Source organism: Pseudomonas sp. PSE1(2024) (assembly GCF_050990555.1).
Lineage (GTDB): Bacteria > Pseudomonadota > Gammaproteobacteria > Pseudomonadales > Pseudomonadaceae > Aquipseudomonas > Aquipseudomonas aphyarum.
Genome location: NZ_CP158967.1, coordinates 2,667,501 through 2,694,280, shown reverse-complemented (window position 1 = coordinate 2,694,280; position 26,780 = coordinate 2,667,501). Strand labels below are relative to the sequence as shown.

Sequence of the window (26,780 nt, the reverse complement as noted above, 5' to 3'; positions counted from 1 at the left end):
CTGCACACAATGAGAATCGGTATGACGAACGAGCAGGAGCGCGTCATCGAGGACGGTCCGGACTGCGCCAGTGACGCAATCATGCCCATGCCCGGGGTCGAAGCCATCATCGACAGCATCCCGGCCATGGTCGCCTTCATGACGCCTTCCGGTGAGCTGGAACAGGTCAACCGGCCCATCCTGGATTACATCGGCGCCCCGCTCCACGAGCTGAAAAACTGGCAGGCCAGCGAGACCGTGCACCCGGACGACCTGCCCTCGGTCATCGCCGCGTGGATGCATTCGGTCGGCACCGGCACCCCCTATGAAATAGAGCATCGCATCCGTCGCGCCGACGGTGTCTATCGCTGGTTTCATGTGCGCGGCCTGCCGATCAGAGACAGCGAAGGCACCATCACACGCTGGTGCGTGCTGCAGGTCGATATCGATGAACGCCGGCGGGACAAGGTCCTGATCGCCAGTGCCCTCGCCGAAGTCAGTGCGTCGGAAGAACGTCTGCGCGGGATCATCGATGCCGTGCCCGGTTTTGTCTGGAGTGCTTCGCCGGAAGGCAGCGTCGGCTTCGTCAATCGACGCTGGTGCGACTACACCGGCATGTCCCTCGAACAGGCCTGCGGCCATGGCTGGACGGCGTCCATCCACCCGGACGACGCACCGGGCCTGGCAGTCTATTGGCAAGGGATTCTGCAATCGGGCAGCGCCGGTGAGTACGAGGCCCGACTGAAACGCTTCGACGGCGTTTACCGCTGGTTTCTGATCCGCGCCGTGCCCCAACGCGATGACACCGGGCGGCTCGTGCGCTGGTACGGCGAGAATACCGACATCGAAGACCGCAAGCGGGCGGAAGTCTTTCTGGCCAAGGCCCAGCGCCTGAGCGCCACCGGCACGTTTTCCTGGCGGGTGAGTACCGACGAGATCACCTGGTCGGACGAGGTCTACCGCATCCTTGAACTGGACCCGGACACCCCGCCCGGCTTCGAGGCGATCTATCGCCGCGTGCACCCGGACGACATCTCCAGCCATCGGGAAATGGTCAAGCGCCAACGCCGCAAGGGGCGCGACTTCGAACACGAACATCGACTGCTGATGCCCGACGGCACGGTGAAATACGTGCGGCTGGTGGCGCACTCGATCCCCCATGCGCCGGACGGTTTCGAATACATCGCCGCCCTGCAGGACATCACCCAGCGCCGGCTCGCCGAAGAGGTCTTGAGCAAGGCGCGCTCGGAACTGACGCACCTGGCCAGAGTCGCCAGCCTCGGCGCGGTCACGGCGTCGATAGCCCACGAGGTCAATCAACCGCTGGCCGGCATCATCACCAACGCCAGCACCTGCCTGCGCATGCTTGGTGCGGACCCGCCGAATGTCGACGGCGCCAGGGAAACTGCGCGCCGCACCATTCGCGACGGCAATCGCGCGGCTGACGTGATCAATCGACTGCGGGCGCTGTTCTCGAAGAAAAGCATCACGATTGAAGACGTCAATCTGAATGACGCGGCACGGGAAGTCATCGCCATGCTATTGGGCGAGCTGCAACGCAACGGCGTGGTGCTGCACCCGCAATTTGCCGAAGCGCTGCCGCTGGTCAGGGGCGACCGGGTCCAGCTTCAGCAGGTGATCCTCAACCTGATCATGAATGCCGCCGAGGCCATGAGTGCGATCCACGGTCGGCCCCGACAATTGATCGTCAGCACCGGCCTTGGGGCGGACGAGAGCGTTTACCTGGCGGTGAAGGACAGCGGCAACGGCGTCGATCCGCAGGACATCGAGCGCATTTTCAATGCGTTCTACACCACCAAAAGCTCGGGCATGGGCGTCGGTCTGTCCATCAGTCGCTCGATTATCGAGCGCCACGACGGGAAGCTGTGGGCCAGCGCCAACGACGGCCCGGGTACGACGTTTACCTTTGCCATCCCGAATTCGACGGACTTGCCGCAAACCGATAACCGCGACCTCGCCGATCGCACCGTGGAGAATGATTGATGGGTACGCATTTGCTCGTATCGGTGGTCGATGACGACGAATCGGTTCGTGAATCACTGCCTGACCTGATCAAGGAATTCGGCTTTGCCGTCCAGGCATTCGCCTCGGCGCAGGCGTTTCTGGCATCGCCCTATCTGGATCTGACCCATTGCCTGATTCTCGACGTGGCCATGCCGGGGATGTCGGGCCCGGATCTGCAACGGGAGCTGCTGCGCCGTGACTATCGCATTCCGGTGATTTTCATCACCGCGCACGGCGACGACAGCGAACAGGCGAAGCTGCTGAACAGTGGCGCCGTGGAGTGCCTGTTCAAACCCTTCAGCGAAGCCCAATTGCTCAAGGCCCTGAGCGCCGCCCTGCCCCTCGACTGAGCGTGAAGCCGAACAGAACAAGGAATCGACATGTTGAACGCGAACAACGCAATCGCCCCTTCCCGTGGAGCATTACCGATGAGTGATGTCACGCCCGTCGTATTCGTTGTCGATGACGACATTTCCGTGCGCGAGTCGCTGGAGCTGATGATCCGCTTCGCCGGATGGCAGCCACGGCTGTTCGAGTCCGCGCAGGATTTTCTCGACGCGCCCCGGGCGCTGGTGCCCAGTTGTCTGGTGCTGGACATCAACCTGCCCGACCTGAGCGGCCTCGATCTGCAGACCGCCCTTGCCGACGAACGCCACAACATGCCGATCATTTTCATCACCGGCTACGGCGATATCCCGCGCACGGTGCGGGCCTTGAAGGCCGGCGCGGTGGAGTTTCTGACCAAACCGTTCAATGACGAGGTGATCCTCGCCGCCATGGCCGATGCGCTGCAAAGCAGTCGTGTGGCGCTGGAGGGAGAAAAGAACCTGCGCTCACTGCTCGAGGCGTACAAGACCCTGACGCCCCGCGAGCAGGAGATCATGGCTTCGGTGGTCAGCGGGCGGCTGAACAAACTGATTGCCGCCGACCTCAACATCAGCGAAATCACCGTCAAGGCCCATCGCGGCAAGGTGATGCGCAAGATGAAGGCCCGCTCGCTGGCGGACCTGGTGAAAATGGCCGCCCTGATTACGCCGGCGTGACCGGCAGGCTCTGCCAGAAGCTTTCCAGCCGACGCAGATCAAGGCTGTCGAAGCCTTCCGAAGCCCGCTCACGGCAGGCACCGAGCAACGTCCGGGCCTGATCCGGCTGACCCTGTTCAAGCCAGAACCGGGCCAGATCCATCGATGACCGCAACTCCCACGCCCAGGCGCCCTGCTCTCGGCTCAGCGCAATGGAATCCTCAAGAACCGCCAGCATGGCCTGAACATCATCGGCCTGGATGACCTTGAGAATACCGGCCTTGATTCGCAGCAACTCCGGCAGTGCAAAGGCATCACCGCTTCGGCGACAGTGATCGATAGTGCCGTCGACCAGGGTCAGTGCCTTTGGGTGTTGGCCCACCAGCATCAGGCCTTCGGCCAGTGCGATTTCGAATGAGGTCGTGAGCAGTTCGTAACGCATGCCCCGCAACCGCGCCAGACTTTCTTCCAGCATGGCGACTGCTTCCCCCGGCTCTTCGGCGCGGATGGCGATCGCCGCGCGCAACCCGTGGCAGGCGGCAATGTAGGGGCCGAGAGCGTTGGTTTCGGCGATGGCGCTGAACCGTTCAAGACTGGCGGTGGCCTTCGCCAGATCACCGGTCCAAATATAGATGCACAAGATCCAGACCATCGCAATGCAGTAGGTGACCGGATGCTGCAGCGCCGAGGCTTCGGCCTCTATCTGCTCGGCCCAGCGCCGGGCCTGATCGGGATAGCCCTGCAGCCAGAGTGAACGCGCCAGCGCCAGCCCCGTGCGATTGCGGTGATCGAAGCCGTAGTAAATCGTGTTGCTGGGATGGGACGGCAAGCTGTTGCGCAGCGAGCTTTCCAGTTCCTGGCGGGCCAGACGCTGATTGCCGAGCAGATGATGGGAGATGCCGGTCAGCGATGAAGCAATCGCGATGGCGGCGGGCTCGTTGAGGATGTTGCCGACCACCGCTGCCTGCTCTGCCCAGGCCAGCGACGAAGGGAAATCACCGATGCGCTCGTAGAAGATCTGCAAGCGGCCCAGCAGTCGCAATTGTGAGCCGTAGTCGTTCAGCGCGACGGCAATGTCTTGCGCTCGGAGCAAGGCTTTTTCCGCGGCTTCACTGTTGCCTCGGGTGAACATCAGCACCAGACCGAGCGCGGCTTGCAGTTCCATTTCGGTGGGCGTGCCGTAGTACCCCAGTTCCAGCAGCTCCACCGCCCGGGAACACCAGGTTCGGCACTCGACCAGCAATGAAAAATGCAGGAACAACGGCGCGCTCGCAGCCGCCAGCGGCAACGCCAGTCCCGGATCGCCGTGCGGGCCGAAGCTCCATTCCAGCGCACCGCGAACGTTGCCCAACTGGCTGGCTAGACGCGCCGAGTGGCGGAAAATCTCGTCGGGCGCAGTCCCCAGATGGCCGAGCAAATCCATGTAAAACGCCGCGTGCCGGAACGCCAGCGCATTGACCTCGGCCTCTCCCCGCGCGGTCAATTTTTCCCGGGCGTAGGCACGGGTCATCTCCAGTAATCGATACGAATCCGTCGAGTCGCTGTGATCGACCGTGACCAATCCCTTGCACACCAGATCATCAAGTATCGCGGCCGCCGTGGCGCTTTCGTGTTGCGATTCGGCAACCACCTGAGCGGCCGCTTCCTGGGAAAACGGCCCGACGAAGACCGAGAACCTCTCCAGCGCCAGACGCTCCTGCGGCGACAGCAGGTCATAGCTCCAGTCGAGCATGGCGCGCAGGGTCTGATGCCGTGGCACGGCCGTTCTGCGCCCCGACCAGCCCAGCGAGAAACGCTCGCCGAGCAGCGCGTGGGTGGCCTTCAGTCCGTGGCTGGCGACCCGCATCGCCGCCAGTTCGATCGGCAGCGCCATGCCCTCCAGCCGCTGGCAAATGTCCGCAATCATTTGCCCTCCGTCCGCTTCCAGCAACAGCGCCGCATTGCTCGACGATGCACGTTCGACAAACAGCTTGATGGCCGGGAATGCCAGCAGTTCCTCAACGGAAAGGTGTTGCGGCTCACGGGGAAATTCCAGCGGATTGAGCCAGTGCACGTATTCGCCACGCACCCGCAGCGGTTCGCGACTGGTCGCCAGAACCCCGACATCCGGCGCGGTATCGCTGATCTGCTCCAGGAGGGTCGACACCGCGTCGATCAGGTGTTCGCAGTTGTCGATCACCAGCATCAGCCGCTGCTCACGCAAATGCGCGAGCAGGACAAACATCGGGTCTTCCGCCTGCACCGGGATGTCCAGCGATCGGGCCAGTGCCGACGGCACCAGCGCGCAGTCTTCCACTTGCGCCAGATCGACGAAGCTGACGCGCTCGTAGCCCTGGGCGGCGATGCGGTGCGCCACCTCAATGGCCAGGCTGGTCTTGCCGACGCCGCCGGGGCCGACGATGGTGAACAACCTCGGTTGCTGCATGTGGTCGATGACCAGTTGCAGATCGGTTTCTCGGCCGATCAGTTTTGCCCGGGGCGGCAGACTGCACACGCCCTCGATGGCTCGGGTCACGATGGGCGCCGGTTGAACAGTGGTCTGCTTTCTTTCCAGCGGCGCGACGAAGGCATAACCCACGCCCACCTGGGTCGCGATGTAACGCGCCTGCTCCTCGCCATCCCCGAGAATCCGCCGCAGGCCAGTCATATGAAAGCGCAGGCTGCCTTCGGCCACCACGCTGTCGGGCCACACCTTGTCGATCAGGTCGTATTTGGACAGCACGCGCCCCGGTTGCTCGAGCAAGGCGATCAGCAGATCCAGCGCCCGCCCGCCGATCTCGACCGCCACCCCGTTGCGGGTCAGCAGCCGTTTGCCTGGAACGACACAGAAAGGACCGAAAATGAATTGGGTCGTGAGGGATTCGTGCAATGCGTCCGGAAAAGACTCCACGAGGATCGATCTCTCTAAAAAACGTAGGGGGCGGCGCCAGTTACAGACAGCCGGCGCAGGCCCTTTGCATGATAGGAGTTTTGCATGGTCGTTCAAGCACGGCACCGGCAGAGTGAGAACCTCACCCCTTTATTTCCCCTTTTCGAATGGCAATTTTGATGGCCTGAGCGGTGGTGGCCACGCCGAGATGCCGACGGGCCGAACGCAGGTGATTTTCCACTGTACGGCCGGACAAGCCGAGCGTGGCAGCAATGTCGGCCTGTCGCCGACCGGCAGCGACCCACGCCAGCACTTCGCGCTCGCGGGTCGAGAGTTTCCCGGCCGTCTCGTCCAGCGGTGCTTCGAGCAAGCGTCGTGCGGAATGAAACGCCACCGTGGCGAGCATGCCCAGTGCCAGACGAACCCGTGCCGAGGCATCGATCTGTTCGCCACCCAGACTCATGGCGCCTTCAAGACCCTGCGGGCCGAAGACTGGAATCTGCAAGCCATGCACGCCCGGGCCGCTTGGCAAGCGAACCACCCGATACAGTTCGCCGCTCTCCTCCTGCACCTTGCTCCAGAAGAACGATTCGCGAGTGTCCAGCAGGTGGCGAGTCACTGGGCAGCGCTGAACGTAGGTCTCGGCGTCGACGCCAGTGCCATCACCAAACCAGTCGCCTTCCACCCAGTAAATGCGCTCGACCACGTCCTCCGACGCCGAGGTGGCGGAGAACAGGACGAACCGATCGTAACCATGGGCCCCGGCGAAACTGCGCACGGCCTTCTGGATCGCCACCAGCGTGGGCGCCGCCTCAATGTCGAGGGCGGCGCGCAAGAGTGCTTCGGCAGGTCCGGGGCTCACCCCGACGTGACCTCTTTCAGGAGCGCGGCCGCCGCCAGTTTGCCCAGCGCGTTGCCCGCCAGCGGACTGTCACCGGTCAGCAGTTTGCGATCCTGAAGCGTCGCCCCGGAAATGTCCTGATTGGTGATTTCCACTCCGAGCGCCTGCAACTGCTCGCCGAACTTCCAGGTCAGGTGGCCGGGCATGTAACCGATGTCAGGGGTGGTCGCGTCCAGGGCATCGGGAAACGCGCAGATCCGGTAGCCGTTGAAGATGCACGACTCCTTTGTTTCACCGAGGCCGGCCGCCAGCAACGCCGCCGGGCCGTGGCACAGGGTGATGACGAATTTGTCCTTGGCGACGGCCCATTGCAGGACCTTCTTCACGTCCTCGCTTTCCGGCAGGCCGATCAGCGCACCGTGGCCGCCGGGGATGAATACGCCGATGTAGTCGGAGTTCTCGCCCAGCGCTTCTTCGATCACCTGGGACAGCTTGAGTGGGCGCTTGAACTGATCGCGGTATTGCTCGTAGAAGCCTTTCACTTCGGCGTCTTCCGAGGGCATGGCCCAGAATTCGAACTTGACCGGATTGCCCGACAGCGTCGCGACATCGAAGCCGAAACCGGCCTTGTCCAGGTGATACATCGGCAGCAGCGTTTCAACCGGGTGATTGCCCGTGGAGAACATCGTGCCGTTGTCGGTCAACAGATAGCGCTCGTCCGCGCCGATCATCAGGATCTTCCAGCGCCCGCCCTTGTAATGGTTCGGGTACTCGGCATCACTGAGATCGGATTTGGGCGAAGTGAACTGGCTGAGGGAGTACGGCGAGGGGAAAAACGCGTTGTCCTCGGCAGGATCGGGGGTTGGGCGCTTGTCGTCAGTCTGCGTGGTAGCCATGGTGCTCTCCATCGAGTGGGTCAATGTCGGAGTTCATGCTAGTAAGGCGTCAGCGTTACAACAATGAGGGTTTTCCCTCAAAAAATCATGCGCTGAACCTGCAGCCCCTCAATGTGATCGATAAGTGGCAGAATCCCCGCAACTGATGAATTCGGAGACCCCCAATGCTTCGCCTGTTTGAACAACGGCTCGACCCCTTCCCGCCCGACGAAGCGCCGCCACCGCCGGTCGGTCTGGCGCGATTCCTGTGGGCCTGCACCCGCGGCGCTCGCGGTTATATCCTCGCGCTCGCGCTGCTCAGTGCCGGTGTGTCGATCTACGAAGCCTGGTTGTTTTCCTTTCTGGGTCAGGTCGTGGACCTGCTCTCGGCCTGGCAGGCCGGCGGCGATGTGAACGGCCAGGAGAGCCGCGTGCTGTGGGGCATCGGCATCGTATTGCTGACCAGCGTCGGGCTGGTGGCGCTGCGCACTATGGTTCAGCACCAGGTGTTGGCGATCAATCTGCCGCTGCGTCTGCGCTGGGACTTCCATCGACTGATGCTGCGGCAGAGCCTTTCGTTCTTTTCCGACGAGTTCTCCGGCCGGGTCACGACCAAGGTGATGCAGACAGCGCTGGCCGTGCGCGAGGTGCTGTTCACCGTCATCGAAATCGCACCGGGCATCGGCGTTTATTTCATTGCGATCATCGCCCTGGCCGGCGGTTTCGCCCTGAAACTCATGCTGCCGTTCATTGCCTGGGTCGCGCTGTTCGGGCTGGCGATGCTGTATTTCGTGCCACGCCTGGGCCAGGTCGGGCAGGAACAGGCCCATGCGCGGTCATCGATGACGGGCCGGGTTTCGGATGCCTACACCAACATCACCACCGTGAAACTGTTCTCCCACTCCAAACGTGAAGCGCACTTTGCGCGGGCGGCGATGGAGGACTTCAAGCAGACCGGTTTCCGCCAGATGCGTCTGGTCAGCCAGTTCGAAATCGTCAATCAGGCGCTGGTGGTCGGGCTGATCATGGGCGCCGGCGGCTACGCGCTGTGGCTGTGGCATCAGGGCGAAGTCGGCACCGGCGCGGTGGCGGCGATCACGGCGATGGCGTTGCGCATCAATGGCATGTCGCACTGGATCATGTGGCAGATGACGTCGCTGTTCGAAAACATCGGCACCGTGCAGGACGGGATGGACACCCTGACCCGTGGCCCCAAGGTGCAGGATGCGCCGGACGCCGGCGTGCTGGTGCCTTCCGGCGGCGCCGTGGAATTCGACAACGTGAGCTTCAACTACAACGGCGAACGCCAGGTGCTCGATGGCTTGAGTCTGAGCATCCAGCCGGGGGAGAAAATCGGTCTGGTGGGCCGTTCCGGTGCCGGTAAATCCACGCTGATCAACCTGCTGCTGCGCTTCTACGACGTCGATCGCGGCGAGATTCGCATCGACGGGCAAAACATCGCGCAGGTGACACAGGACAGCCTGCGCAGCGCGATCGGCATGGTCACTCAGGACACGTCCCTGCTGCACCGCTCGATTCGCGACAACATCGCCTACGGTCGACCGGACGCGACTGACGCACAAATCCAGCGCGCTGCCGCCAACGCCCAGGCCGACGGTTTCATCAACCAGCTCAGCGACCGCCAGGGCCACACCGGCTACGACACGCTGGTAGGCGAACGCGGCATCAAGCTTTCCGGTGGCCAGCGCCAACGCATCGCTATCGCCCGGGTGATGCTCAAGAACGCTCCGATCCTTCTACTGGACGAAGCTACCAGCGCCCTGGATTCCGAAGTCGAAGTCGCCATTCAGGAAAGCCTTGATGAAATGATGCAGGGCAAGACCGTGATCGCCATCGCCCATCGACTGTCGACGATTGCGGCGATGGATCGACTGATCGTCATGGATGAGGGACGGATCATCGAGCAAGGCACTCACACTGAATTGCTGGCGAAAAACGGCACCTATGCGCGGCTGTGGCAGCATCAGAGTGGCGGGTTTCTGGGTGAGGATCAGGGCGTGGCCGAGGCGATGGATCAGGCGTGAGTCCTTTGATCAGCCCCGCGATAACAACTGCGGGGCTGATCGCCGCTGAGAGGATTAGGCAAGGCTCGAAGACAAACCGGCATAGGTGAACGATTTCTCGCTGGCTACCATGACGGCACACCTGATTTGCGGAGTACGTCATGCACCACACCAAAACCCTCTTCATCACCGGCGTCAGCAGCGGCTTCGGCCACGCGCTGGCCAAGGAAGCACTGGCCGCCGGACACCGCGTCATCGGCACCGTGCGTAGCGAAGCCGACCTGCAAGCCTTTCAGGCGTTGTCTATCGACAACGCGTACGGCGTGCTGCTGGATGTCACGGACTTCGACCGGATCGATAGCGTCGTGGCAACCGTCGAAGCGACACACGGCCCGGTCGATGTGCTGGTCAACAACGCCGGTTACGGGCACGAAGGCATTTTCGAAGAATCGCCGCTGGAGGACATGCGCCGCCAGTTCGACGTGAATGTGTTCGGCGCGGTCGCGGTGACCAAGGCGTTTGTGCCGTTCTTTCGCCAGCGGCGGGCGGGTCATATTCTCAATATCACGTCGATGGGCGGCACGATCACGATGCCGGGTATCGCGTACTACTGCGGCAGCAAGTTTGCGCTCGAAGGCATCTCCGATACCCTGAGCAAGGAACTGGCGCCGTTCAATATCTTCGTGACCGCCGTCGCACCGGGTTCATTTCGGACCGACTGGGCCGGTCGCTCGATGCAGCGCACGCCGCGCAGCATCGCCGACTATGACGCCAGCTTCGATCCGGTGCGCAAGGCGCGCGAAGACAAGAGCGGCAAGCAGCTCGGTGATCCGCGCAAAGCGGCGCAGGCGATGTTGCAGATCATCGCCAGCCCTGCTCCGCCAGCGCATCTGTTGCTGGGCAGCGATGCGTTGAGTCTGGTGCGCGACAAGCTGAAACGTGCCGCCAGCGAGATCGACCAATGGGAAACGCTGACCCGTTCCACCGACCATTGAACGGCCCACAGAGAGAACGCAATGAAACAGGCCGACGCAAGCACTTCGCGCATGGTGCAGCTCATGGAGACGCTGGCACCGGTCGAGGGCTACAACCTCAGTGCGCTGGAGGGCGTGCGCTTCCTGCGCTCGAACCGGCCACTGACCCGCACGCCGGTGCTGTACGACCCCGGCATCGTGATTCTCTGTCAGGGTCGGAAGCGCGGGTATCTGGGCGATGACGTCTACGTCTATGACGCCCAGCATTACCTGGTGGTGTCGGTTCCGATCCCCTTCACCATGGAGACCGATGCCTCTGAAGACGAGCCGATGCTCGCGATCTATATGCAACTTGATTTCCAGGTGGCCAGCGAGTTGATGCAGCAGGTGGATGAGGTTCACGGCCCGAGTGATGCGCTTCCCAAGGGCATGTTCGCCTCGCCGATGGACGACCGCCTGCGCACATCGACGCTACGTTTTCTCGAAGCCATGAGCAATGCGGGCGAAGCGCAGATATTGGGGCCGTCGCTGTTGCGGGAAATCTATTACCGCATCCTGACCGGCGAACAAGGCGGCTCGATGCGCGCCGCACTCAATCGACAGGGACACTTCGGCAAGGTGACGCGGGCGATCCGCAAGATCCACAGCAGCTATCAGGAGCGCCTGGACGTCGAGCAACTGGCCCGCGAAGCGAGCATGAGCGTGCCCAGTTTCCACCTGCACTTTCGCAGCGTGACGGACGCCTCGCCCATGCAATACCTGAAGTCGACACGCCTGCATCAGGCGCGACTGTTGATGTTGCGCCATGCCATGACCGCGTCAGCGGCGGCGTTCAGTGTCGGCTATGAAAGCGCTTCGCAATTCAGCCGCGAGTTCAAACGGTTCTTCGGCCGAACGCCGCAGGCGGAGATCGAGTGGATGAAGGCAACGTATGCGTTGCCTGCGCCGACGTCGGCCTCGGTTTATGTTTCGTCGCATTAGTCGATCAGGCATCTACAGGTGACTGCGGGGTGTCGGGGTCCAGTTGCCGACGGCGGAACTGCCCAGGTGGCTGGCCGTGGATCTGGCGAAAGCGCCGGGAGAAATAAGCTTCATCCGCAAAACCACACAGCCTCGCCACCTCGCCCACTGGCCGGGCTCCATTGAGCAGGTAATTGCGCGCCGCGTGCATTCTGCGTTCCAGCACCAGCTCGGTGAAGGTCTTGCCGATTTCCTTGCGCAGCCAGTGCGTGAGGTAAGTCGGTGACAGGTAGGTCGCCGCCGCCACCTTGATCAGATTGAGATCGGGGTCGGCAATATTCTTGCGCAGGTACTCGAACATCCGGCTCAGTGCATCCCGTCGACTGGCCTGTGCTGCGTTTTCTTCCGCCAGGCGTTTGAGCGGTTCGGCATACAGGACGCACACCTTGCCCACCAGTTGCAGCAGCAATCCCTTGAGCACTTCGCGTGTACCGAACTGACGATTCTCGTCCAGGCTGCGCATCTGTTCGATCAGGCCACAGACCTCGTTGAAATCCTCATTCCCCAGAATGAAATCCAGATGTTCCTGAAAGCGGAAAGGCGACAGTTCGGGCGCCAGGAGAATCGATACCTCCTCCAGATCCATCGGGTCGCACTGCAAATGCGGCAACAGAAAGGTCTGGGAAAAGTTGATCACCATGAAATTGCTGTCCGCCGGATGCGGGATCACGTGCACACGGTGCGGCAGGATGAATGCCAGTGCGTTACGCGGAAATGGACGAACCGCGTTGCCAATGTGCTGCACCGTGTCGCCACCGAGATTGATCTGGATCTGGAAGTATTCGTGTCGATGCGGGCTGGTCTCGGCGCGGCGACCTTTTTTGTCACGAATATAGAAGTCCATCATCTCGCTGCGTTGCTGCATGACGTAGGTGGGCACACGGCATTGTGATGTCATTTGTTGAACATCCTCGACAGGTACTTGGGCAGGTTTTCCTGGCGTTGCCGAGCAATCGGCATTGCTCATCTTGAAGGTTCGGCGCCAGCCCTTCAAGCAGTCATACGATGACATCAAGCTCAGTGGATTTTCTGCACTTCCATTACTAATGATGTCTGTCCAAAAAAACAGACCGGACAGTCATTGTTTTTTCCATTTAAAAACAGACAGATAGAAATAAAATCAGGGCGCACCTTAAAAATCCACTGTGCGGTTTTTTTTGGACAGGTTTATCTGGCGCTGCCTTCTCCGGAAAAAATGATCTAACACCTTGATTGATTTCAAGAGGTTGTACGACCACTGTATTTCCCACGCCCAACCTCTTTCAAAAACAACAGAAGGTGCGCACGTCATGAATCCGCTATTGCTCCCCGCCGCCCCTCCCCAGCCTTTACCGACGATGCCAGCCGGAAGACGTAACTGAACGTCTGACCCTGGCCGTTTGTGCCATTCGTTTCAATTTCGATTGCCTTGCCCCCGGACAGCGGGCAACGGCGTCGGCTGTCCGCAAACAACTCGACACTTCTAACAATAACGAGGTCCACTCATGTCGAATTCGCACACCTCCCCGACCACCGCCCCGCCGCTGATTGCCGGCGACAGAGACGCCGTCTCTTCCCGGCGACTGCCGACGCGGCGACGCTGGTTCATGCTCTCGCTGCTGCTGATTGCGACGATCATCAATTACATCGACCGGGTGAACATCTCGATCGCCGCCCCGTTCATGGCCAAGGACCTGGGTCTGGACAAGATCGAAATGGGGCTGATTTTCTCTGCCTTTGCCTGGACGTACGCACTGGCTCTGGTGCCGGCCGGGTTTATCGCCGACCGTTTCGGTTCACGTTTTACCTACGGTGTTTCACTGATCAGTTGGTCGACCGTCACGGTGTTTCAAGGCTTCGCCACGGGTTTCGCTTCGCTGTTCGGCCTGCGCCTGGCCGTCGGGGCGATGGAAGCGCCGGCATTTCCGGCCAACAGCCGTGCGGTAACCGTATGGTTTCCGGCGCGGGAACGGGGACTGGCCAGCAGCATTTACGTCTGCGGGCAGTACCTGGGAACGGCACTGTTTACCGGTGCCCTGCTGTGGCTGGCCACAACCTTTGACTGGCGCCATGTCTTCTACAGCACCGGCGCGCTCGGCATCGTCTTCGGTGTGCTGTGGCTGTATCTGTATCGCGATCCGCTGAACTGCAAGAAGGTCAGCAAAGAAGAGTTGAAATACATCGAGGCCGGTGGCGGACTGGTCAAGAGCAGCCAGGAACGCACCCGTTTCAACTGGCGTCAGATCGCCGAGCTGTTCAGCTATCGCCAGGTCTGGGCCATTTGTATCGGCAAGTTCGCCAGTACATCGGCGCTGTACTTCTTCCTCACCTGGTTCCCCACCTACCTGATCGAAGAACGCCATCTGACCACAATCAAGGCCGGGATCTTTGCCGTGATGCCCTTCGTGGGCGCAACGGTCGGCATCCTGCTCGCCGGCATCGTGTCCGACCTGCTGATCCGTCGTGGCTACTCAATGTCCTTCGCCCGGAAACTGCCGCTGGTGGTCGGATCGATGCTGGGCATGTCGATCGTGCTGGTGAACTTCACCGACTCGAACGTCATCTGCATCGCCGTGCTGACCATTGCCTTCTTCGCGCAGGGCATCGCGTCGTCTTCGTGGGCGGCGGTGTCGGAGGTCGCGCCCAAGGAACTGATCGGACTCACCGGCGGGATTACCAGCCTGGCTGCCAACATTGGCGGGATCGTCACCCCGATCGTGATTGGCGCTATCGTCCACGCCACCGGCTCGTTCGCCTATGCGTTCTGGTTCATCGGCGCCGTGGCGCTGATCGGCACCCTCTCCTATTCATTGCTGCTCGGCCGCCTGTACCGCATCGAGTTGAAAACACGCTGAAGCAAGAATCACCGTTTTCTCCAACAGGAGGCGGCTTTCGTCCAACTTCGCCAACGATTGCCGCCGTACGCTGACCTTTCACACAGGACTTGCACCAGGATGAACATGACCGAGTACGTCTTTACCCCGGATCTGCCAGTGACCTTGCCGGTTGTCGGCAGCGAGCAACGCTTTCCCGTCGGACGCGTGTTTTGCGTCGGCCGCAACTACCCGTGGCCGGACACGCTGGGCCAACCGCGTCAGCCACCGGTGTTCTTCATGAAACCGGCCAGCAGTGTCGGCGACGCTGCCGGCGAAGTGATCTTCCCGTCACTGACCGAAGAGTTCGCCCATGAAATCGAACTGGTCGTGGCCATCGGCGAAGGCGGCTCGCATATTCCCGAGAGCCAGGCGCTGGCCTATGTCTGGGGCTACGCCGCCGGGCTGGATCTGACCCGTCGTGACGTACAGCGCCTGGCCAAGCGCGACGGTTTGCCATGGGAAGGTGCCAAGGTGTTTGACGGCGCCGCACCGATGACCGCCATTGTGCCGGTCACTCGGGCCGGTCGGCTCGAAGGGGAATTATGGTTGAGCGTGAACGGTGAAGAACGCCAGCGCGATCGTCTCGACAGCCAGATCTGGTCGGTGAGTGAAGTCATCAGCCGCATCTCGCAATCCGTAACACTCAAGGCCGGCGACCTGATCATGACCGGCAGCCCCGCCGGCGTTGACGTCTTGCAACCCGGCGACGTCATCAGCGCCGGGATTGACGGCATCGGCCAACTCGAAATGCGCGTCGGCCCCCGGCCTTGAGTCTGTCCTTAAGTGATTGGAAAAAAGGAGAACAACAAAATGTCTGACACTCAATCCTTGAAAGTGGCCCTGGTGACCGGCGCCGGCAGCGGGATCGGCCGTTCCGTAGCCCTGGGCCTGCTGGCCGACGGTTACACCCTGGTGCTGGCCGGGCGCCGGCCCGAACCCCTGCAGGCCTTGGTCGATCTGGCGGCCGGCGAAGGACGCGAAGCCCTGGCGGTGCCTACCGATGTACGCGACCCCACCAGTGTCGATCAGCTGTTTGCAACCATTGCCGAGGTCTACGGACGCCTGGACGTGGTCTTCAGCAACGCCGGGGTAAATGCCCCTGCCGTGCCGCTGGACGAACTGACGTTCGAGCAGTGGCGAAACGTGATCGACACCAACCTCAACGGGGTTTTCCTCTGTGCCCGTGGCGCGTTCGGGCTCATGCGCCGGCAACAGCCACAGGGTGGCCGCATCATCAATAACGGTTCGATTTCGGCCCACACCCCACGTCCTTTCAGCAGCGCGTACACCGCCAGCAAACACGCGGTACTGGGATTGACCAAATCGCTGGCGCTGGATGGTCGGGAATTCAATATCGCCTGCAGCCAGATCGATATCGGCAATGCCTTGACCGAAATGTCGGTACGCATGACCAAAGGCGTGCGCCAGGCCAACGGCAGCATCGCCGTGGAGCCGATGGTCGACGTCAAGCATGTCGCCGACGCCGTGCGCTACATCGCCGGTCTGCCCCTGTCGGCCAACGTCCTGAACATGACCGTCATGGCCACTGCCATGCCGTTTGCCGGCCGCGGTTGAGCCGGCTTTTTTATTGCGTAAGTGAGGTTTACATGAAGCCAGAAGTCTTGCAGCTGAGCCCGATCCTGATTCCGCAAATCAATGCGCGTCTCGGCGAACTGTTCACGATCAGGCGTTATTTCGAGCAGGCCGACAAAGCGGCGTATTTGCAGGAACACGGCGAAAACATTCGCGGCGTCATCACGGGTGGGCACACGGGTATCAGCCAGGCGTTGATGGCGCAATTACCCAAACTGGAAGTGGTGGCGGTCAACGGTGTCGGCACCGATGCGGTCGACCTGGCCTACGCCAGGGATCGCGGAATCCGCGTGACCGCGACCATCGGCGCACTGACCGAAGACGTGGCCGACCTGGCCATCGGTTTGCTGATCGCCGTGTGTCGTGGGCTTTGTACCAGTGACCGTTACGTTCGCTCGGGCCAGTGGCCACAAAGCCCGACCCCATTGGCACCGCTGCCTTTGGCGCGGCAAGTGTCCGGCATGCGTATCGGCATCGTGGGCATGGGCCGGGTCGGCCGAGCGGTCGCCACCCGGGCAGCCGCGTTTGGCTGTCCGATCAGCTACACCGATCTGCAACCGATGAGCGATGTCAGCCACACCTTCATCGCCGACCTCAAGCAACTGGCCCGCGACAGTGATGCCCTGATTCTCGCGGCAGCCGCCGACAAGGCCGAGGCCATCATCGATGCCTCCGTGCTGCAGGCTCTGGGCAAGGGCGGCTACCTGATCAACGTCGCCCGAGGAAAACTGGTCAACGAAACCGATCTGGTGGCGGCCCTGACGGCTGGCGAGATCGCGGGTGCGGCACTGGATGTTTTCGTCGACGAGCCTAACGTGCCTGAAGCCTTGTTTGCCCAGGAACAAGTGGTGCTGCAACCGCATCGCGCCAGCGCGACCCTGCAGACCCGCACCCGCATGGGCGAGATGGTAGTGGCGAGCCTGGTGGACAGTTTTGCCGGAAAGACTCCGCAAGGATGTGTGAGCGGCTGAGCCTCACAGTCATCGGGGGCCGCTGCCCCCGATGATAAATTTCAGACCCGATCGGATTACAACGTGTAGGAAATGCCGACCTGCACCGTTCTCGGTGCCCCTGGATAGGCGTAGACGTTACCGAATGCGCCCTCGTCGTAGTCCCGGTCAAACAGGTTCTTCAGGTCGAGATTAAGACGTACCTTGTCATTGACCTTGTAGTAGCTGAGCAGATCGACAACGGTATAGCTCCCCATCGAAAACGCGGTGTTCGCCGTTTGCCCCGCGCGCTCATCGACATATTTGACGCCTGTCCCCAGACCCAGACCACTGAGGGCACCGTCCTGGAACTCATAGACGTTGAGCAGGCTGAAGCTGTTTTTCGGGATGTTCATCAGTCGCGTGCCGGAGCGGATCACGTTGTCCTTGATCACCTCGGCATCGACGTAGGCGTAACCACCGATGACACGCCACTCGGGAGTCAGGTTGCCGGCGACATTGAGGTCAAATCCTCGGCTGCGCACTTCCCCGGCAGCCACGCTGAAAGTCGAGTCCACCGGGTCAGTGGTCAGGACATTGCGCTTTTCAATCTGATAGATCGCCGCGTCAACGCTCAACTGATGATCCAGCGCTTCCCATTTGACGCCCATCTCCCAGGTCTTGCCTTTCTCCGGTTCAAAGCCCCCGCCCTGTCGGCTCGTGCCGGTATTGGGCTTGAATGAACGCGCGGTGTCCGCGTAGACCGCGAGGGTGTCGGTCAGCTCGTAGGTCACACCAACGCGGGGCGTCACGGCATTGTCACTGGCCTGCCAGTTCTTGCCGCCGGGCACGTAGGTTTCGTAGTCGTGTTCGAAGCGTTCGAAACGTGCGCCGGCCAGGACTTTCAGCCGATCGGTCAGGGCCACCTGGTCCTGTACGAACGCGGCGTAGGTCTTGAGATTTTCCTTGTCGTGGGTCGGGGTGCGCGTCAGTGCCGGACGGGGCTGCCCATACACCGGATTGAAGATATCGATCGGATAGGCACTTACCGCGCCGCTGGAGCGCTGGATGATCGACTGGTAGTCGTAGTCCTCGTATTCGATACCGGTCAGCAATGTGTGCTGCAGGCCGCCGGTGGAGAAGTGACCAGTCAGGTTGAGTTGGGTGTCCTTGTCCGTCCACTCCAGCTTGCGGTAGTTGAAATTTCGTCCCAGAGTCCGGCCGTCGGCGGCAATGCCGTTGGCTTCAATGGCATTGCCCTGCAAGGTACCGTCGAGCCACTGAAAGCCACCGCCGAGCGTCCAGTCCTCATTGAGCACATGCTCGAAGCGCAATTGCGCCATGTTGTTGTCGTTGTGCAACTTGCCGGCGTCCGGTTCACCGAAGAAGGTGTCGCGGGAGGCGGTGCCGATCTGCCGGGGATAACGCGTCGCGCCCCGGTCCAGCGGATGGTTGTTGCGCATGAAGTCACCCTCGAAGATCACTCGGGTGTCATCGCTGGCTTGCCAGGTCAGCACGGGGGTCACGCCGTAGCGTTCGGTTTCGACGTGATCGCGGAAGGTATCGCCGCCCTCGCCCACCACGTTCAGGCGATAGGCCAGACGCCCCTCTTCATCGAGCGGGCCGGAAGCATCCAGGGTACCGCGGCGCATGCCTTGGTCATTCAGCTGGCTGCCGAGTGTGACCGTGCGCTCGGGCAACGGTTGTTTGGATACGACATTGAAAGTACCGCCCGGATCACCACGGCCGTAGAGCATGGTCGCCGGCCCGCGCAGGACTTCCAGACGCTCGATGGTGTTGGCATCAGGCATGTTCGGATAACCGCGGTTGATCGGGAAACCATTACGGTAGAACTCGCCGGTGGTAAATCCGCGCACGGTGAACGTGGTCAGTCCCTGGCCGCCAAAATTGTTGGCTCGCCCTACGCCGCCCGCGTAATCCAGTGCGTCCTGCAGCCGGGTAGCACCGATGTCTTCGACCGCGTCTTTGGTGACGACACTGATCGACTGCGGGGTTTCATGGATCGAGGTGTCGGTCCGCGTGGCACTGGCCGAACGGGTCGCGCGATATCCGTGTACCGGACCGTCCGCTCTTTCGTAATCCGCGGTACCGACCACATCGGTTGCCTCCAGCTCCAGCGCTGACACCGTTGAATCGGATGGCTCGGCCCACGCAAAGGGAGACAACGTTTGCAACACACAGATGGACAGCAGAGTTCGACGCATGAGGGGAGAACCTTACAGATAGGCCAGAACGAAGGGGGTAACTGCCAGCAAAACGCGGCGGATGGTATACCACCCGCCGCGCAATTGATAGGCATTCCCATTCGTTTGTGCAGCTGACTCTCACCTCTTGCGTCTATTTCCTGCTCACACGCTCAACAGGCGTTTCGTGGTCGCCATTGACGTACTCAACGACTGTCCCGTGCGTTGCAGTTTGTTCAGCAAACTGGCCCCCAGCCACAGTTGATACAGGGTTTCAGCCAGTTGCCGAGCATCGCCCTCAGGCAAGCTTTTTTCGACCTGGCCCTGTTCGATGCACTCGCTGATGCGCGCCACCACTCGCTCTGCACCATCACGCAAGGTCAGGCGCATGGTTTCGGAAAGGTCAGCCACCTCGGCGCTGAGTTTCACCACCAGGCATTCGTCGCCATGGCCTTCCAGGGTGCAGCGATCCTGCCAGCCTTGCCAATAATCCATCAGCCGTTCATGGGCGCTCAGGCCGGGCAGCGTCAGGCGTCGCTCCATGTCGGCCAGATAGTCGACGAAGTAATCCTCGAGCAAGGCCTGGCCGTACAGTTCCTTGGATTTGAAGTAGTGATAGAACGAGCCCTTGGGCACGCCGGCGGTCTGCAGGATCTCGTTCAGGCCGACACTGGTGAAGCCTTTCTCGGCCATCATCCGGTGGCCGGTGTCGAGCAAATGTTGGCGGGTGTCGTCGTAGGTCGGTTTCATGGGGCACGAATTACCAGGCAATAGACCAGTCGTTTATCTCAAAGGAACGCGAGTTTGCCACACCTGTCCATGAAAAACCCTCGAAGAAAAAATTACTAGACGACTGGTCTAATTGGAAACTATGCTGCGCCCCGACAAACCTTTTCCCGGTGTCGATCCTGTGCGAATCCCTTGCTCATAAACGCCGCCAGACCAACCCAGGGTGCTCTATGAAAATCTTGATGGTTTTGACTTCCCACGATCAACTCGGCAACACCGGCAAGAAAACCGGCTTCTGGCTCGAAGAGTTCGCCGCCCCCTACTACGCCTTCAAGGACGCCGGTGCCGACGTCACACTGGTTTCGCCCGCTGGCGGCCAGCCGCCGCTTGATCCGAAGAGCGACGAGCCCGACGCTCAGACGGCTGAAACCGATCGCTTCCGCCAGGACCCTGCGGCCCAACAGGCACTCGCGAGCACCGGCCGCCTGGCCGACGTCCGCGCCGAAGATTTCGATGCCGTGTTTTATCCAGGTGGCCATGGCCCGCTCTGGGACCTGGCCGAAGACAAGCATTCGATTGCCCTGATCGAAGCCTTCGCACGCAGCAACAAGCCCCATGGCTTCGTCTGCCATGCGCCGGGGGTGCTGCGTCATGTCGTCGACGCAGACGGTAAACCGCTGATCCAGCATCGCGAAGTGACCGGTTTCACCAATTCCGAAGAGGCGGCCGTCGGTTTGACGGATGTCGTACCTTTCCTGATCGAAGACGAGTTTCAGCGTCTTGGCGGTCGCTATTCCAAAGTTGCCGACTGGCAGGTTCATGTAGTGACTGATGGAAAACTGGTGACCGGCCAGAATCCTGCCAGTTCGGCAGCTGTCGCCGAAAAACTGCTGAAGCTGCTGGGCTAGAGCTTTCCGCTACATCCTCGAACAACTGATTCGGACACCGTGTGTGCGTTGCACGGTGTTCTTTTTTCGCCACTTTAATAGTCGACTGGTCTAATAAGACCATGAACAAGGTATTTCCATGAACCACAGCAGTTTCTTTACACCCGTCACCCTGGGCCGCCACATCCTCAAAAACCGCATAGTCCTGCCACCCCTCACCCGCCAGCGCAGCACCCAACCGGGCAATGTCGCCAATGAATTGATGGCCGAGTATTACCAGCAACGTGCCGGTGCCGGTTTGCTGGTGACTGAAGGCACCCAGATCGAGCCTCGTGGGCAGGGATACGCCTGGACTCCAGGCATTCATACACCCGAACAAATCGTCGGGTGGCGCAAGGTCACCGAGGCTGTCCACGCCAGTGACGGCGTGATTTTCGCGCAGCTATGGCATGTCGGTCGCGTATCCCATACTGCCCTGCAACCCAATGGCGACGCACCGGTGTCGGCCTCCGCCATCGCCACCGACCGGGTCAGTGTGTTCATCGAAACCGCGCCCGGTGTGGGCGCTCTGGTTCCGCCGTCCGCGCCTCGAGCGCTGACCACCGATGAAGTCCAGGAACTGGTTCAGCTATACATCCAGGCGGCGCGCAATGCCATGGACGCCGGTTTTGACGGTATCGAACTGCACTGCGCCAATGGTTATCTGGTAAACCAGTTCATCTCCGCCCACAGCAACCTGCGCACCGATCAGTACGGCGGTTCGTTGCACAATCGCCTGCGTTTTCTGCGCGAAGTAGTCGCCGGGGTCGCCAAGTGCATCGGCAAGGAAAAAGTCGGCGTGCGCTTCGCGCCGCTGTTCACCACCACCGGTGAAGCGCGGACTTACCTGGGCATGGTCGAGGAAGATCCGCACACCACTTACATCGAAGCGATCAAGGTGCTGCAAGACGTCGGCATTGCTTACCTGTCTATTGCAGAAGCCGACTGGGACGACGCGCCAGTGATGCCGCAAACCTTCCGTCGAGCGGTGCGCGACACCTTCGGCGGCGCGATCATTTACGCGGGTCGCTACAACGCCGAAAGCGGTGCACGCTTGCTGGAATCAGGACTGGCGGATCTCGTTGCTTTCGGTCGTCCGTTCATGGCCAATCCGGACCTGCCCGCGCGCATCGCCAATGACTGGCCGCTGAATTCGCTGAACCCGGCTACGGTGTATGGCGGTGATGCCGAAGGCTATGTGAATTACCCGGTGTACGCAGAGTAGCTTTCGTTGCCAACACTTTTTGCAAGCCCGTTCCGGACCGCCCCTTTGGCTTGATACAGCGCCTGATCTGCCGCAGCGATCAGGCCTTGTACCGTGTCCAGTTGCGACCCTGTGGCGGCCGCAATGCCGATGCTCACACTCACTCGGCCGAATGGACTGGTCCGGTGAGCGATAGGCTCTTGCGCCAAGCGTTTCAGGATTATTTGCGCCACGACCGCTGCGCCGTCCCTCGTCTCGACTAGACGATTTTCAAAGCCTTGAGAATCACCAGCGTATTCTCGGCAAACGCTTGAGCCTGCCAGGTCAGTTCGGCAAGGTTTTCTTCAGCGGTGGTCAGGGCCCTGCCATCCTTCAGAAGACCTTCGCCCTGGCCGCCGATGATGCCCCATGCCAGTTGTGCCCATTCGGCCGGGTGTTTTTTACCTTGCTTGATCGAGATCAGGAACAACTGCTGGAAGCGGCTGACCGTCACGCCACCACCGGTCACCGGACTCGCCAGGGTCTGAATCCTGTTGCCGTACAACGAACGCTTACACAGCTGCAGGTTGAGGGTATTGCAGCGGGCCTGCACCAGCTTTTCGGCCGTCTCGCTCTGACAGGGCGCCACGACGCTCATGCCGATCAGCACGTTGAGGGCTTGCTCCACATCGCCATAGGTCAACGAGGGCACGAGATCCAGCAAATGCCGCAAGGTCTTCGACACATAGGCGTCATCCGCCAGCGCCGCAAGCACCGGGCCATAGATCTCTGCCTGCAACGTGGCTGCGCCTGCCGGGCCGGTGACATTGGCCGGCACGCTTTCAGCCGCCTGTAACAGGACGAAGCGCGTGCTGAGCATCCGCTCACGGTGCTCGGAGGCGGACAGCCTGTTGGCGCCGCGTACATAGAGGTCCCGACGGAAACTCTGGTTCACAAAGTAGTCACGCGCCTGCTCGCGCATGACGGGATGGTCGATACCTTCCAAAAAGTCCATGCCTTCCGCGCTCAGGTTGAGGGGGTCGACGGAGTCCAGCGGCACGGCTGTCGTGGCGTAATCGAGCTTGGCGGGCGCCAGGGCATCAACCACGTCGGTGAAATACATGCAGTTCCAGTCGCGGTTGAAATACTCATGGGCGACGTACTGGCGGTCCTGACCCTTGATGCTCTGGAGCTTGGCGTCCAGACCCGGTGCGGAGTTGGCATATTTAGGATTTGCAGCCAGCAGCGCTTCGGAAAATTGCAACGCGGCGTCAATACGCTGATCAGGACGCGCAGAGGCCTGACTGGCGAAACGGTCGTGCAGGCTAAACAGCTGGCGCAACGGTGCCTGAGGCGACCAGCCCGGGAAGCAGTTGTAGCTGACGTAGAGCAGACCACCAGGCTTGAGATGACGACGGACGAACTCGACGATCAACTTGTGGTTGTCGCGGCTGACCCAGGTCCAGATGCCATGCAGGCTGATGCTGTCGAACTGAGGTAAGTCATGGCGGGCCAGCAATTGCTCGAAGCTGTCGTCATACAGTCGCGCATCGCTGCCCCAGTCTTTAGCCAGTGCGATGGCATGCGACGCCTGACCCGGGTGAAAGTCGGTGCCGATATAAGAACCCGGATTGCCTGCAGCATGGATGTTGATCGAAACGCCCTGACCAAAGCCCAGTTCACAGTGGTAACCGTCGGTGCTCTCCAGCGTGGCGAAACCGCGCAACAGCAGACAATAACGCTGGAAAACCGGATTGATTTCCCGGCTATACCCGTAGGTGTAGCCTTCGTCCGTGAAATATCCCTCGTTCCAGGCATTGCTCATGCGTGCACCCTTTTCTTATATCGGAAGTGAAAGTCGCTCTTATACGGGGTAGTCGTGGCGTATCACAAGAGGAAAAACGTCAGGCAAACGCCTCCTCGATAAACGCCTCCAGCGTTTTTTCTTCGAGGATTTCGATCGAGAAGTGGCCAAAGCGTTTGGGCAGCCAGATGATGCGCGCCCCTGACGGCGATTGCAGGTGTTCGCGGGCCAGCGGTTTACCGTTTTCATCTTCTGGCTGCACGCCTTCGGCGACCAGTTCGTCGTAGGCTTTTTCGATGTCGGGGGTCGAATAGCAGTGACGGTAGATCATGCCCTCGCCTGCGCTATCCAGGAGCTCCCGCAGATTCCCGGCCAATGGCTGAACCAGCATGAAACGCTCCTGCCCGATCAACGCAATCGCATAACGCACATGCAGGCCGCCCCGCTCCCACACCAGCGTCCTGGAGATTCTCGCCTTTAAAATCTTCGCGTAATACGCACAGGCCTCTTCGAGGTTGTTGACGAGTACATCGACGTGACTGAACTTGAGTTGCATGGCCTGCCTCCTGCCGAACGGAGGCTCATGGTAAACATCAACGGGCTCGCTGACGCGAGCAAAAACTTTCCTTCGGGCAAAACAAAACCCCAACTGCTTTCGCAATTGGGGTTTCGGAATTTAATCTTGACGATGACCTACTCTCACATGGGGAAACCCCACACTACCATCGGCGATGCATCGTTTCACTTCTGAGTTCGGGATGGGATCAGGTGGTTCCAACGCTCTATGGTCGTCAAGAAATTCTGGTACTGAGTCGTGACCAGATGGCCTCGCTTCAGCAAATTGGGTATGTGACAGCTTTCGGTGTTTTGTGAACTCGAACTTTCGGTTCATTTTCGTCTTCACACACCGCAATCTGGTCTCTTTCGAGTCTACAGATTGCTTGGGTGTTATATGGTCAAGCCTCACGGGCAATTAGTATTGGTTAGCTCAACGCCTCACAGCGCTTACACACCCAACCTATCAACGTCGTAGTCTTCGACGGCCCTTCAGGGAACTCAAGGTTCCAGTGAGATCTCATCTTGAGGCAAGTTTCCCGCTTAGATGCTTTCAGCGGTTATCTTTCCCGAACATAGCTACCCGGCAATGCCACTGGCGTGACAACCGGAACACCAGAGGTTCGTCCACTCCGGTCCTCTCGTACTAGGAGCAGCCCCTCTCAAATCTCAAACGTCCACGGCAGATAGGGACCGAACTGTCTCACGACGTTCTAAACCCAGCTCGCGTACCACTTTAAATGGCGAACAGCCATACCCTTGGGACCGGCTTCAGCCCCAGGATGTGATGAGCCGACATCGAGGTGCCAAACACCGCCGTCGATATGAACTCTTGGGCGGTATCAGCCTGTTATCCCCGGAGTACCTTTTATCCGTTGAGCGATGGCCCTTCCATACAGAACCACCGGATCACTAAGACCTACTTTCGTACCTGCTCGACGTGTCTGTCTCGCAGTCAAGCGCGCTTTTGCCTTTATACTCTACGACCGATTTCCGACCGGTCTGAGCGCACCTTCGTACTCCTCCGTTACTCTTTAGGAGGAGACCGCCCCAGTCAAACTACCCACCATACACTGTCCTCGATCCGGATAACGGACCTGAGTTAGAACCTCAAAGTTGCCAGGGTGGTATTTCAAGGATGGCTCCACGCGAACTGGCGTCCACGCTTCAAAGCCTCCCACCTATCCTACACAAGCAAATTCAAAGTCCAGTGCAAAGCTATAGTAAAGGTTCACGGGGTCTTTCCGTCTAGCCGCGGATACACTGCATCTTCACAGCGATTTCAATTTCACTGAGTCTCGGGTGGAGACAGCGCCGCCATCGTTACGCCATTCGTGCAGGTCGGAACTTACCCGACAAGGAATTTCGCTACCTTAGGACCGTTATAGTTACGGCCGCCGTTTACCGGGGCTTCGATCAAGAGCTTCGCGTTAGCTAACCCCATCAATTAACCTTCCGGCACCGGGCAGGCGTCACACCCTATACGTCCACTTTCGTGTTTGCAGAGTGCTGTGTTTTTAATAAACAGTCGCAGCGGCCTGGTATCTTCGACCGGCGTGGGCTTACGCAGCAAGTGCTTCACCCTCACCGGCGCACCTTCTCCCGAAGTTACGGTGCCATTTTGCCTAGTTCCTTCACCCGAGTTCTCTCAAGCGCCTTGGTATTCTCTACCCAACCACCTGTGTCGGTTTGGGGTACGGTTCCTGGTTATCTGAAGCTTAGAAGCTTTTCTTGGAAGCATGGCATCAACCACTTCGTCGCCTAAAGGCAACTCGTCATCAGCTCTCGGCCTTGGAATCCCGGATTTACCTAAGATTCCAGCCTACCACCTTAAACTTGGACAACCAACGCCAAGCTGGCCTAGCCTTCTCCGTCCCTCCATCGCAATAACCAGAAGTACAGGAATATTAACCTGTTTTCCATCGACTACGCTTTTCAGCCTCGCCTTAGGGACCGACTAACCCTGCGTCGATTAACGTTGCGCAGGAAACCTTGGTCTTTCGGCGTGGGTGTTTTTCACACCCATTGTCGTTACTCATGTCAGCATTCGCACTTCTGATACCTCCAGCAAGCTTCTCAACTCACCTTCACAGGCTTACAGAACGCTCCTCTACCGCATCACTTACGTGATACCCGTAGCTTCGGTGTATGGTTTGAGCCCCGTTACATCTTCCGCGCAGGCCGACTCGACTAGTGAGCTATTACGCTTTCTTTAAAGGGTGGCTGCTTCTAAGCCAACCTCCTAGCTGTCTAAGCCTTCCCACATCGTTTCCCACTTAACCATAACTTTGGGACCTTAGCTGACGGTCTGGGTTGTTTCCCTTTTCACGACGGACGTTAGCACCCGCCGTGTGTCTCCCATGCTCGGCACTT

Annotated in this window: 20 protein-coding genes, 2 rRNA genes and 1 pseudogene (1 of these 23 only partly in view); 12 read left to right on the top strand and 11 right to left on the bottom strand. The window is 60.2% G+C overall.

The window, feature by feature from the left end; genetic code table 11:
* Positions 1-21: 21 nt before the first annotated feature.
* From ABTV87_RS12175 to ABTV87_RS12165, 3 genes are all read left to right on the top strand, one after another.
* Positions 22-1,983 (top strand): PAS domain-containing sensor histidine kinase, encoded by a 1,962-nt coding sequence (locus tag ABTV87_RS12175; RefSeq protein ID WP_433899596.1) that lies wholly within the window; start codon positions 22-24, stop codon positions 1,981-1,983.
* Positions 1,983-2,354: a response regulator gene (locus ABTV87_RS12170; protein WP_102686655.1), complete on the top strand. Its 372-nt coding sequence runs from the start codon at positions 1,983-1,985 to the stop codon at positions 2,352-2,354. The genes ABTV87_RS12175 and ABTV87_RS12170 overlap by 1 nt, the downstream gene beginning before the upstream one ends.
* A gap of 78 nt (positions 2,355-2,432) precedes the next feature.
* Entirely contained in the window at positions 2,433-3,047 is a 615-nt protein-coding gene (locus tag ABTV87_RS12165; protein ID WP_375746813.1) for a response regulator transcription factor, read from the top strand.
* On the opposite strand, the gene ABTV87_RS12160 is transcribed toward ABTV87_RS12165, so the two are convergent.
* The 3 genes from ABTV87_RS12160 to hchA form a co-directional block, all read right to left on the bottom strand.
* Complete coding sequence (locus tag ABTV87_RS12160) at positions 3,034-5,916, bottom strand: ATP-binding protein (protein WP_433899595.1); 2,883 nt, start codon at positions 5,914-5,916, stop codon at positions 3,034-3,036. The genes ABTV87_RS12165 and ABTV87_RS12160 overlap by 14 nt on opposite strands.
* Before the next feature lie 121 nt (positions 5,917-6,037).
* On the bottom strand, positions 6,038-6,757 hold the full coding sequence (locus ABTV87_RS12155) for a PA1136 family autoinducer-binding transcriptional regulator (protein WP_433899594.1): 720 nt from the start codon (positions 6,755-6,757) through the stop codon (positions 6,038-6,040).
* The gene (hchA, locus tag ABTV87_RS12150) at positions 6,754-7,632 is read right to left on the bottom strand and encodes a glyoxalase III HchA (RefSeq protein ID WP_433899593.1); all 879 of its coding nucleotides are present in this window, start codon (positions 7,630-7,632) and stop codon (positions 6,754-6,756) included. The genes ABTV87_RS12155 and hchA overlap by 4 nt, the downstream gene beginning before the upstream one ends.
* A 164-nt stretch (positions 7,633-7,796) precedes the next feature.
* Here hchA and ABTV87_RS12145 point away from each other — a divergent pair, with 164 nt between their 5' ends.
* The 3 genes from ABTV87_RS12145 to ABTV87_RS12135 all read left to right on the top strand — a co-directional run bounded on the left by ABTV87_RS12145 (position 7,797) and on the right by ABTV87_RS12135 (position 11,590).
* The gene (locus ABTV87_RS12145; protein ID WP_007958527.1) at positions 7,797-9,656 is read left to right on the top strand and encodes an ABC transporter ATP-binding protein; all 1,860 of its coding nucleotides are present in this window, start codon (positions 7,797-7,799) and stop codon (positions 9,654-9,656) included.
* Positions 9,657-9,796: 140 nt separating this feature from the next.
* Positions 9,797-10,630 (top strand): oxidoreductase, encoded by an 834-nt coding sequence (locus ABTV87_RS12140; RefSeq protein ID WP_433899592.1) that lies wholly within the window; start codon positions 9,797-9,799, stop codon positions 10,628-10,630.
* A gap of 21 nt (positions 10,631-10,651) precedes the next feature.
* Positions 10,652-11,590, top strand: a complete 939-nt coding sequence (locus ABTV87_RS12135; RefSeq protein WP_433899591.1) for an AraC family transcriptional regulator N-terminal domain-containing protein — start codon at positions 10,652-10,654, stop codon at positions 11,588-11,590.
* Between the two features lie 4 nt (positions 11,591-11,594).
* Here the strand turns inward: ABTV87_RS12135 and ABTV87_RS12130 are convergent, their stop codons facing one another.
* The gene (locus ABTV87_RS12130; protein WP_127797741.1) at positions 11,595-12,527 is read right to left on the bottom strand and encodes a helix-turn-helix transcriptional regulator; all 933 of its coding nucleotides are present in this window, start codon (positions 12,525-12,527) and stop codon (positions 11,595-11,597) included.
* Positions 12,528-13,113: 586 nt separating this feature from the next.
* On the opposite strand from ABTV87_RS12130, the gene ABTV87_RS12125 reads away from it, so the two are divergent.
* The 4 genes from ABTV87_RS12125 (at position 13,114) to ABTV87_RS12110 (ending at position 17,048) form a co-directional block, all read left to right on the top strand.
* The gene (locus ABTV87_RS12125) at positions 13,114-14,463 is read left to right on the top strand and encodes an MFS transporter (RefSeq protein WP_433899590.1); all 1,350 of its coding nucleotides are present in this window, start codon (positions 13,114-13,116) and stop codon (positions 14,461-14,463) included.
* A gap of 99 nt (positions 14,464-14,562) precedes the next feature.
* Positions 14,563-15,255, top strand: coding sequence for a fumarylacetoacetate hydrolase family protein (locus tag ABTV87_RS12120; RefSeq protein WP_433899589.1), 693 nt, complete (start codon positions 14,563-14,565; stop codon positions 15,253-15,255).
* 39 nt (positions 15,256-15,294) lie between these two features.
* Entirely contained in the window at positions 15,295-16,059 is a 765-nt protein-coding gene (locus tag ABTV87_RS12115; RefSeq protein WP_433899588.1) for an SDR family oxidoreductase, read from the top strand.
* A gap of 32 nt (positions 16,060-16,091) precedes the next feature.
* On the top strand, positions 16,092-17,048 hold the full coding sequence (locus ABTV87_RS12110) for a 2-hydroxyacid dehydrogenase (RefSeq protein WP_221533525.1): 957 nt from the start codon (positions 16,092-16,094) through the stop codon (positions 17,046-17,048).
* A 56-nt stretch (positions 17,049-17,104) separates the two neighbouring features.
* Here ABTV87_RS12110 and ABTV87_RS12105 read toward each other — a convergent pair whose 3' ends face one another.
* Entirely contained in the window at positions 17,105-19,231 is a 2,127-nt protein-coding gene (locus tag ABTV87_RS12105) for a TonB-dependent siderophore receptor (protein ID WP_433899587.1), read from the bottom strand.
* A 144-nt stretch (positions 19,232-19,375) separates the two neighbouring features.
* Entirely contained in the window at positions 19,376-19,960 is a 585-nt protein-coding gene (locus ABTV87_RS12100; RefSeq protein ID WP_011333658.1) for a TetR/AcrR family transcriptional regulator, read from the bottom strand.
* A gap of 209 nt (positions 19,961-20,169) precedes the next feature.
* Here ABTV87_RS12100 and ABTV87_RS12095 point away from each other — a divergent pair, with 209 nt between their 5' ends.
* Both ABTV87_RS12095 and ABTV87_RS12090 read left to right on the top strand, forming a co-directional pair.
* Positions 20,170-20,847 (top strand): type 1 glutamine amidotransferase domain-containing protein, encoded by a 678-nt coding sequence (locus ABTV87_RS12095; RefSeq protein WP_221533526.1) that lies wholly within the window; start codon positions 20,170-20,172, stop codon positions 20,845-20,847.
* Positions 20,848-20,965: 118 nt separating this feature from the next.
* The gene (locus ABTV87_RS12090) at positions 20,966-22,090 is read left to right on the top strand and encodes an alkene reductase (RefSeq protein ID WP_433899586.1); all 1,125 of its coding nucleotides are present in this window, start codon (positions 20,966-20,968) and stop codon (positions 22,088-22,090) included.
* On the opposite strand, the pseudogene ABTV87_RS12085 reads toward ABTV87_RS12090, so the two are convergent.
* The 5 genes and pseudogenes from ABTV87_RS12085 to ABTV87_RS12065 all read right to left on the bottom strand — a co-directional run.
* Positions 22,069-22,314: pseudogene (locus ABTV87_RS12085) on the bottom strand (GGDEF domain-containing protein); the annotation flags it as partial. The gene ABTV87_RS12090 and the pseudogene ABTV87_RS12085 sit on opposite strands and share 22 nt — an antisense overlap.
* A gap of 14 nt (positions 22,315-22,328) precedes the next feature.
* The gene (locus tag ABTV87_RS12080) at positions 22,329-23,873 is read right to left on the bottom strand and encodes a class I SAM-dependent methyltransferase (RefSeq protein WP_433899585.1); all 1,545 of its coding nucleotides are present in this window, start codon (positions 23,871-23,873) and stop codon (positions 22,329-22,331) included.
* Positions 23,874-23,952: 79 nt separating this feature from the next.
* A complete protein-coding gene (locus ABTV87_RS12075) occupies positions 23,953-24,408 on the bottom strand; it encodes a VOC family protein (protein WP_085605079.1) in 456 nt (151 codons plus the stop codon).
* 124 nt (positions 24,409-24,532) lie between these two features.
* Positions 24,533-24,648 (bottom strand): 5S ribosomal RNA (rrf, locus tag ABTV87_RS12070).
* A gap of 156 nt (positions 24,649-24,804) precedes the next feature.
* A 23S ribosomal RNA gene (locus tag ABTV87_RS12065) occupies positions 24,805-26,780 on the bottom strand (it continues 915 nt past the right edge of the window).